This window comes from Mesorhizobium sp. WSM3224, assembly GCF_000427725.1.
Taxonomy (GTDB): domain Bacteria; phylum Pseudomonadota; class Alphaproteobacteria; order Rhizobiales; family Rhizobiaceae; genus Mesorhizobium.
Genome location: NZ_ATYO01000017.1, coordinates 1 through 13,004, shown reverse-complemented (window position 1 = coordinate 13,004; position 13,004 = coordinate 1). Strand labels below are relative to the sequence as shown.

The following is a 13,004-nucleotide window of genomic DNA, read 5'->3' as shown; positions in this document are numbered from 1 at the left end:
GGAGGACAACATGCGTCTTCAGCACATCCTGATCCCGGCGGCACTATGCTCGCTGGTTGCCGCTTCCGCCTACTCCGAGGAGACCGACCACTATCGCCTGGAGAAGTCCGCCACCGGCTACGTCCGCATGGACACAAGGACTGGCGCCATGTCGATCTGCGAAGAGCGCGCCGGCCAGCTCGTCTGCAAGATGGCGGCGGACGAGCGTGCCGCCTACCAGGACGAGATCGACCGGCTGGACAATTCGGTCAAGGCGCTCGACGCGCGTGTCGCCAAGCTTGAGAATTCGCTGTCCGCCCGGCTCGAATCCCAATTGCCCAGCCAGGAAGATTTCAACAAGTCGCTGGGCTACATGGAGCAGTTCTTCCGCACCTTCAAGGACATCGTGAAGGACATGGACAAGGAAGACGGCGATGGCGGCGGCAAGCTGAACCAGAAGACCTGAGCATCGGGGCGGCTGAGCCGCCTGGGGAAAACCCCGCGCACGGCCTTTGCCGCTTGAAAACGCGCCGCGCCGCCGCATAATCATTCCGGTCCCCGCAAGAAGCAGAAAATGATGATGGGATCGGGGGAGGAATATTTGCCGTCGGGCCACACTTTCGTCATTGCCGACGACCATCCGCTTTTCCGCGGCGCGCTGAAGGAAGCGCTGGCCGGCGTCGGCGACGTTGCCGCCATCCACGAGGCCGGCGATTTCGAAAGCGCCAAGGCGCTGGTGCTTGCCAACGAGGACATCGACATGGTGCTGCTCGACCTGTCGATGCCGGGCGCCAGTGGCCTCTCCGGGCTGATCTCGCTGCGCGGTATCCATCCGGCGGTGCCGCTGGTGGTGGTGTCGGCGCATGACGATCCCGTCACCATCCGCCGCGCCCTCGATCTCGGCGCGTCTGGCTTCATCTCCAAATCGGCCAGCATGGAGGAGATACGCGGCGCTGTGCGGGCTGTGCTTGCCGGCGATATCGCGGCGCCTTCCGGCATCGAACTCGGTGTCGAGCGCGATCCGGAGATTTCCGACCTGATCAAGCGCCTGCAGGCGCTGACGCCGCAGCAGACCCGGGTGCTCGGCATGCTGGCCGAAGGCCTGCTCAACAAGCAGATCGCCTATGAGCTTGGCGTCTCCGAGGCGACCATCAAGGCGCATGTCTCGGCCGTCCTGCAAAAGCTCGGCGTCGACAGCCGTACCCAGGCCGTCATCCAGCTGTCGAAGATCGGCGGCGATCCACTGCAGCCGGTGAGTTGATCGGCTCGCCTCGATCGGAACTCTGAACCGCCGCCCGCCGCACCAGTGCTACCTTGAAGATCGCAAAGCCGATCGCCGCCATGATCCAGACGCCGATGCCGCCATAGAGCATCACCCAGCCGAAGCCGTTTGCCAGCGCGTCGTGGACGACGTTGTCCGGCAGCCCGGGCACCGGATTGCCGGCCGAGATCGCTTCGGCGAACTGGTAGAGCCTTGTACCGTCGAGATCGGGCAATGCGGCCCTGAGATGCGAGAGCACGCCGCTCGCCAGGATAAAACCCATCACCGCGATGTTCACGGCAAGCGAAATCATGCGCGCGCTCATGTCTATACCGGACGCCATGCCGGCGCGGTCCCGCGAAACCGAGCCGGTGGTGGTGTTGGTCACCGGCGTGTTGGTGATGCCGAGGCCGGCGCCGGCGATCAGACAGCCCGGCAGCATCGTCAGCCAGCTGGCATGGGCCACGGCGCTGCCCCACCTCATCAACAGGAAGCCGATGCCGATGGTCGCAAGTCCCGCCGGGATGACGACGCCGGGCCGGTAGCGCAGGGACCGCCGCTCGGCCAAAGGCGGCATGACCAGCGTCGGCAGCGTGTAGGCGAGCAAGGCCAGGCCGGTGGTAAAACTGTCCAGGCCGAGCCCGGCATGGAACCAGATCGGCAGATAGATCATGAACGGCCAATAGCTGACGTTCATTGCCGCCGAGCCGACGATCGCGCCGGAAAACGGACGGATCCGAAAGACCGAAAAGTCGAACATCGGCCGCTTGCTGACCCTCTCGGCAATGAGGAACGCGACGAAGCTCGCGACCGACAAAACAAGGATTGCCAGGGCGCTGGGGCTGGCGAAGCCAAGTTCCGGTCCTTGCGTGATGTAGAAGACGAGGCAGAAGACGCAAGGCGACAGCGTCAGGATGCCGGCGAGGTCCAGCTTGCTCGCATGCGGGTCCTTCGATTCATGGACGCCGGTGAGCGCAAGCACGAAGGCGGCGATCGCAACCGCCACATGGATGAGAAACACCCACTGCCAGCCCGACACGGCGACGATGCCGCCGCCGATGATCGGGCCGAAGCCGAGACCGATGCCGAAGATGACGCCCCACCAGCCCCAGGCGACGGCGCGCTCGCGCCCTTCCTGGAATTCATGTGACAGCACGGCCAACTGGCAGATCAGCATCGCGCCACCGCTCAGGCCCTGGAGGAACCGCGCCACGATCAGCATCGAGATGTTATCCGCCAGGCCGCAGATCAGCGAGGCGAGGCCGAAGGCGGCGATCGAGACCAGGAAGACGCGCTTGCGCCCATAACGATCGGCAATGGTGCCGACCGCCATCAGCACAGAGGTGACGGCGATCGTGTAGGCGTTCATCACCCATTGCAGTTGCTTGAAGTCCGCGTCGAGCACCTGTTCCAGCGTCGGCAGGATGGTCGGGACGCTGGAAATCTCCAGCCCGAACATCAGGCAGGCAAGACATGCGGCAAACAGAACGACGATGCCTCGGCGAGTGAGGACAGTGGTCATGATCAAGCCTTTCGAATCTCTTGGGCGGGGCGAAACCGATGGCGTCGCCGCTGCGCGCTCAGCTCAAGTTAGGGGAGGCTTGATCATTTTAAAATTGCATGGTTGGATATTTCAGTGACAACAGAACAAGATAGCTGACATGACGCTGGACGTAGATGCGGTGAAAGCCTTCCTCGCGGTTGCGGAGTTGCGCAGTTTCACGCGCGCCGCCGAGGCTCTCGGCAGCACGCAGGGCGCGATCAGCGTCAAGCTGAAGCGGCTGGAAGAGAGGATCGGCGAAAAACTGATCGAGCGGACGCCGCGGCTGGTGCGCCTTTCGGCGCGCGGCGCGGTGTTCCTGGAGCCGGCGCGCGAGCTGCTTGCCGCGCATGACCGCGCGGCAGCGAGCCTCACTGCTGTTCGCCGCCGTTTTAGGCTTGGCATCGCCACTCATGTCGGCGGCGCCGAGGTACCGACCTTGCTGGCGCGTCTGGCTGCGCATGACCCGGCACTCACCATCGAAATGCGGCTCGACGATTCGCGCGATCTGCTCGACGCCTTCGATCGCGGCGATCTCGATGCCGCGATCATCCGCCGTGAGGACGACCGCCGCGACGGCGAGGTGCTGGCGCCGGACCATTATGGCTGGTACGCCGCGCCCGACTTCGTCTACCGCGCCGACGAGCCGCTGCGGCTGGCCGCCTCCTCGCCGTCCTGCGGCATCCGCAACATTGCCACCGCTGCGCTCGATGCCGTTGGCATACCATGGGCGGAAGTGTTCCTCGGCTGCGGCTCCTTTGCCGTTGCCGAGGCCGTTTCGGCCGGTCTTGCCGCGTCGGTCTTTTCCTGCCGGCTGGCGCCACCCGGCACCATTGAGGTCAGCCGCAAATTCGGCCTGCCGCCATTGCCGCCGTCGCAGATCGTGCTGCTTTCCACACTCTCCGATCCCCAATCGCGCGAGGCGCTGCGCACGCTTGCCATGGCGTTTCGCGAGCATCGTCCGCCGCCGGCTGCCAACGTCGCGCGGCCTCGCTTCCGCAACTCGCGGATGGCCGGTCAACGATAGTTTTCGACCATGGAGCCTACCGGCGAAGCAGCATCTTCCTCGGATGGACTTGAGATGGTCTGCGCTCGCCCGATCGCCGCGCCAAGGCCGAGCGAAGCGATCGCCACCAGCGGAATGCCGGCGATCCAGGGCAGGCGCGGCGCCAGCGCGTAGAGCGCGGTGCCGATCGAGGGGCCGAGCGAGTCCTTGAGGTCGACCGCCACCGACGAGGCCGCCATGTAGGAGGCGCGCCGCGAAGCAGGCGCAAGCGCGTTGACGGCGGTCGGCACCAGCGGTCCGACCAGCATCTGCGCCACCGCGCAGAGGCTGACGGCCGCGATCAGCGAGATCATCGCCGGCGAGGTCGCCAGCAGCGCGAAGGCGGCGATGGTCGAGATCCCGGCGCCAACTGTCAGCCACAGCGCCGATCGCACTTCGGCAAACCGGCTGACCAGCATCTGCAGCCCGACCGTCAAGGCGGCCGCATAGGCAAACAGCGCGCCCACGCCGGATGGGGTAAGCGTGCCGGCATCCTGAGCATAGAGCGGGATCACGGCCTCGATCCAGTTGCCGGAGATTTCGAACAGCACGACCCAGGCGAGCAGCTTTGCCAGGCGGCCATCGCGGAAGGCCGGCAGCAGCGCCGACAGGCCTTCCTCATCTTCCACCTCGTCGGGGTGTCCTGCGGCATGCCCGCCCGTCTCGGCAAATGCAACGAGCATGACGACACCGCCAAGCACCAGCATGCCGCCGGCGGCGAGAAACACGCCGCTGAGCGAAACCAGCGCCAGCAGCGCGCCGCAGGCCGGTCCGAGGATCTGACCGGCGCTCGAGCTTACCCGCGCCATGCCGAACCAGCGCGGATGCGCTGACGGCTCAGTCACATCGGCGATCGCCGTGAGGATAGTCGGGTGGAGCACCGACTCGCACATGCCGGTCACAAGCAGCACGGCCGCAGTGGCGACGACGCCATGGACGAAGAACAGCGCGATGAAGCCGCAGCCGACGCCGAGCGAGGACAGGATGAGCACCGGCCGTCGGCCGATCCGGTCGGCGATGCCGCCGATCAGCGGCGCGGCGATCAATTCGCCGCCGGCATAGCAGGCAAACAACAGGCCGATAGCGCCGGTCGGGATGTTCGCCTCGCCGCTCGCCCAGAGCGGAAAGAAAGGCACCAGCGCGCCGTCGGCGAAACCGGCGCAAAAGAACAGGAAGAGGCCGAGCAGGGCCGGCCGCGGCAGCCCGCGCCACGACGATGGGAAAATGGTCATGATGTCACCTACGCGTCAAAGGCCTTGAGGCCCGGATTGCGCGTTGGTTGACGTAAACGCCTACGGCCGCCCGAAGAGCAGCATGATCATACTGTTTCAGGTGCTAGCCGAGCCGCATCGACAGCTCCACGTCGTCGCCGAACGGCGTCGACATGTAACCGCCAGCCGGCGAACGCACCCGTTCCAGATAGTCCGGCGAGAAATCGGCGTTGTCGGCGATGACCAGCGCGCCGGGCCTGAGCCGGCTCTCGACCAGGCTCAATATCTCCGGATAGAGCGACTTGGCGCCGTCGAGCAGCAGGAGGTCTATTCGCTCAGGCAGGTCCGTGCTGAGCGTTTCCAGCGCGTCGCCCTCGCGGATCTCCACCAGATCGATGAGTCCGCCTTCCGTTAGATTGGACTTGGCCCGCACCACCTTGGACGGCTCGAATTCCGTGGTGATCAGGCGGCCGCCGCCATTGTCGCGCAGCGCCGCGGCGAGATAGAGCGTCGAGATGCCAAACGAGGTGCCGAATTCGACGATGATGCGCGCGCCGGTGCTGCGCGCCAGCATGTAGAGCAGCGTGCCGGTCTCCGGCGAGGCCGCAAGCCATAGGTCCTTGAGGCTGCCGTAGAATTGGCGATACTCGGTTTTGCTGTTGATAAGGCGCGCCCGTTCCTCACGCGAATACTGGGCGATCGCCGGGCTTGCGGGTGCATCGGCTTCCTTGAACAGGCGGGCGAGCAGCGGGGCCAAAGGGGTTCCGGTCAAGGTACTCATGGGGTATCTCCGGGTGTGTCCTTGCGTTGCTTCGAAAAATACGAATAATCCTTCAGGTTTCCAATTCGCATTTCCGCGCACGATCATGATCCAACGCCCAAGCCCTTCAATTTCCACCCGAAAACAGCCAAAGCAGGCGCGCGCCACTGAGCTCGTCGCGGCGATTCTGCAGGCAGCTACTCAGGTTTTGGCTGTTGAAGGCGCCCAGCGTTTCACCACCACGCGCGTGGCGGAAAAAGCGGGCGTCAGCGTCGGCTCGCTCTACCAGTATTTCCCGAACAAGGCCGCGCTTCTGTTCCGCCTGCAGAGCGACGAATGGCGCCAGACGACCGAGCTCTTGTGCGGCATTCTCGAAAACGCCGAATTGTCACCTCTCGAACGGATACGAACGCTGGTCCACGCCTTCATCCGCTCGGAATGCGAGGAGGCGGCCGTGCGTGGCGCGCTGAACGACGCGGCACCGCTTTATCGCGACGCGCCCGAGGCGCAGGAGGCAAAGGCGATGGCGAACCGGACCGTCGAGGCCTTCATGCGTGAGACGCTGCCGGACGCTTCGGATGCCGTCCGTGCCTTGGCCAGCGAGTTGATCATAAAGACGCTGAGCGCCGCGGGAGCGGATTTCTCGGAAATGGAGCGAACGGCCGGCGAGATCGAGGCCTATTCCGACGCGCTCGCCGACATGTTCTGCGCCTATCTCAAAAGCCTCGGCCATCGCGGCTGAGACCGGGTTTCAGCTACTCCGCGGCCGGCGCCAGCGGCTTGACGCGCGCCATCATTGAGCGCAGCACTGCCGGCTTCAGTGGCTTGTTGACAACCGGAATATCGAGCCGGCCGGCAGCCGCGCGCACCTCGCTGGAGCGGTCGGCGGTGACCAGCACGCAGGCCAGGTCCTGTCCATAGGCGGCGCGTAGCGTAGCGATCGCATCGAGCCCGGTGCTGCCGTCGAGATGATAGTCGGCCAGCACAAGGTCCGGCTTTGGCGCGCCGGACTTCAGGAGATCGCCTGATCCCGAAGCCGTCTCGACACGACAGCCCCAGCCTTCGAGCAGCAGCCGCATGCCATCGAGGATGCGCGCGTCATTGTCGATGCAGAGCACATTGAGCCCGGCAAGCGTCGACGCGGAGCGGGCCGGCGCCTTGCCGATGTCACGCGGCGCTGCCGCGACCTCCGCGACCGGCAGGATGACGGAAAAACGGGTGCCTTTGCCGGGGTTGGAGTAGATGCGGATTTCAAGCCTCAGCACCCTGGCGATGCGGTCGACAATGGAGAGCCCCAGACCAAGGCCCTCCGCCTCGCGCGCGCCTTCGTCGAGGCGCGTGAACTCGTGGAAGACGGTGTTGAGCTTGTCGCCGGCGATGCCGATGCCGGTATCGATCACCTGGATCTCCGCCAACTCGCCGCGCCGCCTGACGCCCACCAGGATGCGGCCCTCGCGCGTGTATTTGATGGCGTTGGAGACGAGGTTCTGGATCAGCCGGCGCAACAGGTTGCGGTCGCTCATGACGCCGAGCGAAGACGGCATGATCTTGAGTTCGAGCTTCTTTTCGGCCGCAAGCGGGCGAAAATCATTGCCGATCTGGCCGAGCAGCCCGCCGAGGTTGAAGGCGGCATTCTCAGGCTTCATGGCGCCGGCGTCGAGCCGCGAGATGTCGAGCACAGCGCCGAGAATGGTCTCCACGGATTCCAGCGAGGATTCGATGTTGACCGCCGCCTTGCCGGCCGGCCCCTTGCCGGCCTTCTCTATCAGCGACGAGCAATAGAGCCGGGCGGCATTCAGCGGCTGCAGGATATCGTGGCCGGCGGCGGCAAGGAAGCGCGTCTTGCCGAGGTTGGCTTCCTCGGCCAGCATCTGCGCCTGCGCCAGCTCCTCGTTGACGCGGGTGAGCTCGATGGTGCGGGTCTTGACCCGCTGCTCAAGCGATTCATTGGCCCGTTTCAGCGCCAGGTCCTGTTCGACGCGGCCGGAAATATCGGCATAGGTGGCGACGATGCCGCCGTCGGGCATCGGATTGGAGCGCAGCTCCAGGATGCGGCCGCTGGTCTTCAATTCCATTTGCCATGGGCCGGCGAAACTGGTCAGCCGGTTGAGCATCGTCACGCGCTGGTCGGCGGGGATATCGCCGCGCTCGGCGAGATGGCGCAGGATCCGGTCGAGCGAAACGCCGACCTGGCCCATCTCGTCCGGCAGGTCGAACAGCAGCCGGTATTGCCGGTTCCAGCAGATCAGGCGGAAGTCACGGTCGAAGACGGTGATGCCTTGCTCCATCTGATCGAGCGCGATCTGCAGCAAGTCTCGATTGTGCTGCAGCGCCTCGGTGGCATCATCGAGCAGCTTGAAGGCATCCTTGGAATCGCGGTCGTTGCGGCGGAAGAGCAGCGACAGGATCAGCCGAGCAGAAGACGAACCGACGGCACTCGCCAGCAATTGCTCCGAGAAGCGGATGACATCCATGCTCGCCTGCTCCTTGCCGTGCAGCGAGACGTTGGCGTTCTTCTCGAAGGACTGGAAGGAGCGCTCCGTGCGCTCGACGCCGAGATAGCGCGAGATCGTATCCTTCAGGTCGTTGACGGTGACGGCGGTGCGGAAGCGCCGCAGGCTAGGCATCGGGCTCGCCTCCCGCGGCACGAAGATCGCCGCCTGGATGCGCTCCAGCGGCACTGACGCGCGGGAGAGGGAGCCGAGGACGAAAAACAGCGCGTTGACCGAGAGGCTCCACAACACGCCGTGGTTGAGCGGTTCGCCGACGGTGCCGAACAGCGCCTGCGGCCTCAGCGCCTCGAAGCCGAACAGGCCGTGGATGACGATGTCGGAGTCGAGACCGGCGAGCGAAGGGAGCAGAAGCGTGTAGCCCCAAACGGCGATGCCGGCGACCATGCCGAGCGCGGCGCCCCGGCCGTTGGCGCGGCGCCAGATCAGGCCGCCGATCAGCGCCGGCGCGAATTGCGCGATCGCGGCAAACGACATCAGCCCGATCGACGACAGCCGCGCGCTGTTGGTGCTCTCGCGGTAATAGAGGAACGCGATGAACAGCATGATGAAGATCGAGGCGCGGCGCACATTGAGGATCAGCGTCGACCAGTCCTCGTTCTCCGAAGTACTGGTCTTGAGCACGCGGCGCACGAACAGCGGGATGATGAGATCGTTGGAGATCATGATCGACAGCGCGACGCTTTCGACGATCACCATCGCGGTCGCCGCCGACAGGCCGCCGATGAAGGCGGCCATCGCCAGCAGATCATGGCCGCTGAGCAGCGGCAGCGACAACACATAGAGATCGCTGCTTGTCTTGGCGCCGACCAGCGACAGGCCGGCAAAGGCTATCGGCAGCACGAAGAGGTTGATCGCCACGAGGTAGAGCGGGAACACCCAGGTCGCGGTGCGCAGCTCCGCCTCGCTGCGGTTCTCGACGATGGTGACGTAGAACTGCCGTGGCAGCATCAGGATGGCAAAGCCGCTCAAGCCGGTCAGCACCAGCCAGGTGGCCAAAGAGGTGTTGTAGCCCATCGCCTGGCGCACATGGCCGTTTGCGGCGAGCTTGGCGAACATGTCGCCGGGGCCGCCGAAGATCAGGAACGTCACCATCAGGCCGATGGCGAGAAAGGCGGCGAGCTTGACCACGGTCTCGACCGCCACCGCCAGAACCAGCCCGTCCTGATGTTCCGTGGCGTCGGCATGGCGGGTGCCGAACAGCACCGCGAACAGCGCCAAAAGCATCGCCACCACCAGCGAGATGTCGCTGACGAACGGATCGAAAGAGGGCGGCGAGCCGGTATAGTGCTCGATCATCAGGCTGACGGAGCCGGAGATCGCCTTGAGCTGCAGCGCGATGTAGGGCACCGCGCCGATGGTCGCGATCAGCGTTGCGATCGCCGCAACGGTGAAGCTCTTGCCGTAACGGGCGCCGAGGAAGTCGGCGATCGAGGTGATCTTCTCGCTTTTGGCCAGCCTGATCATGCGGTTGAGCAGCGGGAAGCCGAACACGAAGACCAGCACCGGGCCGGTATAGATGCCGAGGAATTCGAGGCCGCGCTCGGAGGACAGGCCGACCGAACCGAAGAAGGTCCAGGAGGTGCAGTAGATGGCGAGGCTGAGCGCATAGATGAAAGGCCGTGCCCGGCCCAGCCCGATCGCGGCCGAACGCCGGTCGCCGACGCTGGCGATGACGAAAAGCAGCGTCACATAGGCGATCGCGATGATGACGACGAACCAGCCTTGCACGGTCCGCACTTCCTCCCTAGAGCATGATGCCAAAAAGTGGGGAGCGGTTTTCGGGCGACGTCATGCTCTATTTCTTAATTTAAAGCCGGTCTCCCATCCGGCTGAAGCTAAACGCAATCACAGCTTGGGGCCCAAGTCCATCGCGGCTTTTGGCGCATATGTCGTTGACGACGTTGCGTAAACGCAAACCGGTGCTTTCGCCTTTTTTCTGGTTTTGCAACCGGGGGTTTTTGCTATTGTGGGCCAGGGTCGGCGCCGAAGGGACAGTGACAAGGCGGCAGCGCGGCCGTCAAGGAGGGTCGAATGCTGAAAGAATTTCAGGAATTCATTTCCAAGGGCAATGTGATGGACTTGGCCGTCGGCGTCATCATCGGCGCGGCCTTCGGCAAGATCGTCGATTCATTGGTCAACGATATCATCATGCCGATCGTCGGCGCGATTTTCGGCGGGCTGGACTTCAACAATTACTTCTTCGGGTTGTCCTCGAACGTCCATTCGGCCGCGCTGGCCGATGCCAAGAAAGAGGGCGCCGTCTTCGCCTATGGCAGCTTCATCACCGTCGTGCTGAACTTCCTGATCCTTGCCTTCATCATCTTCCTTATGGTCAAGGCGGTGAACAACCTGCGCAAGCGGCTGGAGGCCGAAAAGCCGGCGCCTGCCGCCGCGCCACCGCCGGCCGATGTCGCGCTGCTGACCGAAATCCGCGATCTTCTCGCCAAGAAATAAGTTTTCTGGCGAGTGTTCTGGACCAAAACCCCGGCTGCTCGCGGCCGGGGTTTTCTGTTTTCGCATCTGGTAAAGAGCTGCAAACCGAGAGGAAACGGATTTGTCCATGAGCCTGATCGACAGCTTTCGCGCCGAAGCCCGCGCCGCACCGGAAAGCGGCATTGTCGCCGTCGTCAACTACGGGCGCCTGCGCGAGGGCCTGATCCCGCTCTGGGCCGGGGAGGGTGATCTGCCGACGCCGGCCTTCATCACCGATGCCGCCTCCAAGGCGCTGGCCGGCGGCGAGACTTTCTACACCTGGCAGAGGGGCATTCCCGACCTCAGGCACGCACTGGCACGCTACTACGCCAGGCATTTCGGCAAGACCTTCGCCGAGGAAGAATTCATCGTCACGGGATCCGGCATGCATGCCATCCAATTGGCGCTCGACGCCCTTGCGGGAGCCGGCGACGAAGTGATCTATCTGTCTCCCGCCTGGCCGAACTTCGACGCGGCCGCCGCGATTGCGGGAGCCGTTCCGGTGGCGGTTACACTTGACCATTCCGGCAATGGCTGGTCCTGCGACGTCGAGAAGATCGCGGCGGCGATCACGCCGCGCACCAAGGCGCTGTTTATCAATACGCCGTCCAACCCGACTGGCTGGACCGCCGATCACGAGACCTTACGTGCGATCCTCGACCTCGCGCGCGCCGAAAACCTTTGGATCATCGCCGACGAGATCTATTCGCTGTTCCACTATGGCCATGGCCGCGCGCCGTCCTTCCTCGACATCGCGACGGCGGAAGACCGCATCCTGTTCGTCAACTCTTTTTCCAAGAATTGGGCGATGACCGGCTGGCGCGTCGGCTGGATCAAAACGCATCCGAGCTTGCAGCAGGTATTCGAGAACCTGATCCAGTATTCGAATTCGGGTGTCGCCCAGTTCATGCAGCGCGGCGCGGTGGCCGCGCTTGACGAAGGCGATGCCTTCGTTGCCGAACAGGTGGAGCGGGCAAGGAAGGCGCGCGACCTGGTCTGCGGTATTCTCGGCGCCACCGGCCGCGCGGGGTTCACCGTACCGCAGGGCGCCTTCTATCTGTTCTTCACCGTCGACGGCATCACCGATTCGCGCACCGCCGCCTTCGATATCGTCGACAAGGCCAATGTCGGCCTGGCGCCGGGCACTGCCTTCGGCCCCGGCGGGGAGGCCTTCCTCAGGCTGTGCTTCCACCGCCGCCTAGATCAGCTAGAGGAGGCGGCACATCGCCTGGCGAAATGGATGAAGACGCTGTGAGAAAGGCGGCTTCAGCCGCCTGACTTAGGCACCAGCAGCGGAATGATCCGGTCGGTCTTGGCCACCGCAGGGCGCCCGGAGGCAGCATAGGGAATGCCGAGCGCGTCCCAGGTCTCGACCAGCGCATCCTGCAATTCGGCGATCAGCGCGTCCGAATGGAACGGCGTCGGCGTGATGCGCAGCCGCTCGGTGCCGCGCGGGACGGTCGGATAGTTGATCGGCTGGATGTAGATGCCGTGGACGCCGAGCAGCCGGTCGCTCGCCATCTTGCAAAGCTCGGGATCGCCGACCAGCACCGGCACGATATGGGTGGCCGACTCCATCACCGGCAAGCCGGCCGCGGCAAGCACCTGCTTGGTCCGCGCAGCCTGGCGCTGCTGCGCGTNGCGCTCGGCCTGCGAGCGCTTGAGATGNCGGATCGAGGCGGTGGTGGCGGCGGCGATGGCCGGCGGCAGCGCTGTCGTGAAGATGAAGCCNGGNGCATAGGAGCGAACCGCATCGATCACAGCACTTGTGCCGGTGATGTAGCCGCCCAGCGTGCCGAACGCCTTGGCTAAAGTGCCCTGGATGATGTCGATACGGTCGGCCAGGCCTTCGCGCTCGGTGATGCCGCCGCCGCGCGGTCCGTACATGCCNACNGCATGGACCTCGTCGATATAGGTCATGGCGTTGTAGCGCTCGGCCAGCTCGACGATCTCTCTGATCGGCGCGATGTCGCCGTCCATCGAATAGACGCTTTCGAACACGATCAGCTTGGCGCGCTCACGGCCTGCCGCCTGCAGCAGGCTTTCCAGATGCGCGACGTCGTTGTGGCGGAAAATCTTCTTNTCGGCGCCCGAGCGGCGCACGCCTTCGATCATCGAGGCGTGGTTCAGCTCGTCCGAGATGATCAGGCAGTTGGGCAAAAGCCGGGCGATGGTCGAGATCGAGGCCTCGTTGGAGACGAAGCCGGAGGTGAACACCAGCGC

Annotated in this window: 11 protein-coding genes; 6 read left to right on the top strand and 5 right to left on the bottom strand. The window is 64.5% G+C overall.

Annotation, left to right across the window (positions count from 1 at the left end; translation table 11 throughout):
- The first annotated feature begins 10 nt into the window (after positions 1-10).
- Positions 11-445 carry a hypothetical protein gene (locus YU3_RS0122780; protein WP_027168402.1) on the top strand — a complete coding sequence of 145 codons (435 nt, stop codon included), beginning with the start codon at positions 11-13 and terminating at the stop codon, positions 443-445.
- Positions 446-580: 135 nt separating this feature from the next.
- Complete coding sequence (locus YU3_RS0122775; RefSeq protein ID WP_027168401.1) at positions 581-1,240, top strand: response regulator transcription factor; 660 nt, start codon at positions 581-583, stop codon at positions 1,238-1,240.
- On the opposite strand, the gene YU3_RS37230 is transcribed toward YU3_RS0122775, so the two are convergent.
- Entirely contained in the window at positions 1,191-2,762 is a 1,572-nt protein-coding gene (locus tag YU3_RS37230) for an MFS transporter (RefSeq protein ID WP_084508246.1), read from the bottom strand. The genes YU3_RS0122775 and YU3_RS37230 overlap by 50 nt on opposite strands.
- Before the next feature lie 139 nt (positions 2,763-2,901).
- Here YU3_RS37230 and YU3_RS0122765 point away from each other — a divergent pair, with 139 nt between their 5' ends.
- The gene (locus YU3_RS0122765) at positions 2,902-3,807 is read left to right on the top strand and encodes a LysR family transcriptional regulator (RefSeq protein ID WP_027168400.1); all 906 of its coding nucleotides are present in this window, start codon (positions 2,902-2,904) and stop codon (positions 3,805-3,807) included.
- Here YU3_RS0122765 and YU3_RS37225 read toward each other — a convergent pair.
- A complete protein-coding gene (locus tag YU3_RS37225; RefSeq protein ID WP_051334046.1) occupies positions 3,798-5,057 on the bottom strand; it encodes an MFS transporter in 1,260 nt (419 codons plus the stop codon). The two genes, YU3_RS0122765 and YU3_RS37225, sit on opposite strands and share 10 nt — an antisense overlap.
- A 103-nt stretch (positions 5,058-5,160) precedes the next feature.
- A complete protein-coding gene (locus tag YU3_RS0122755) occupies positions 5,161-5,817 on the bottom strand; it encodes an O-methyltransferase (RefSeq protein ID WP_027168399.1) in 657 nt (218 codons plus the stop codon).
- 85 nt (positions 5,818-5,902) lie between these two features.
- On the opposite strand from YU3_RS0122755, the gene YU3_RS0122750 reads away from it, so the two are divergent.
- Positions 5,903-6,538 (top strand): TetR family transcriptional regulator, encoded by a 636-nt coding sequence (locus YU3_RS0122750; RefSeq protein ID WP_027168398.1) that lies wholly within the window; start codon positions 5,903-5,905, stop codon positions 6,536-6,538.
- Positions 6,539-6,551: 13 nt separating this feature from the next.
- Here YU3_RS0122750 and YU3_RS0122745 read toward each other — a convergent pair whose 3' ends face one another.
- The gene (locus YU3_RS0122745; protein WP_027168397.1) at positions 6,552-10,037 is read right to left on the bottom strand and encodes a PAS-domain containing protein; all 3,486 of its coding nucleotides are present in this window, start codon (positions 10,035-10,037) and stop codon (positions 6,552-6,554) included.
- Positions 10,038-10,340: 303 nt separating this feature from the next.
- Here YU3_RS0122745 and mscL point away from each other — a divergent pair, with 303 nt between their 5' ends.
- Together mscL and YU3_RS0122735 are read left to right on the top strand one after the other, a co-directional pair.
- The gene (gene mscL, locus YU3_RS0122740) at positions 10,341-10,763 is read left to right on the top strand and encodes a large conductance mechanosensitive channel protein MscL (protein ID WP_027168396.1); all 423 of its coding nucleotides are present in this window, start codon (positions 10,341-10,343) and stop codon (positions 10,761-10,763) included.
- Positions 10,764-10,869: 106 nt separating this feature from the next.
- Entirely contained in the window at positions 10,870-12,036 is a 1,167-nt protein-coding gene (locus YU3_RS0122735; protein ID WP_027168395.1) for a pyridoxal phosphate-dependent aminotransferase, read from the top strand.
- Positions 12,037-12,047: 11 nt separating this feature from the next.
- Here YU3_RS0122735 and hemA read toward each other — a convergent pair.
- On the bottom strand, positions 12,048-13,004 hold a 957-nt coding region (gene hemA, locus YU3_RS0122730; protein ID WP_027168394.1), incomplete at its 5' end, for a 5-aminolevulinate synthase.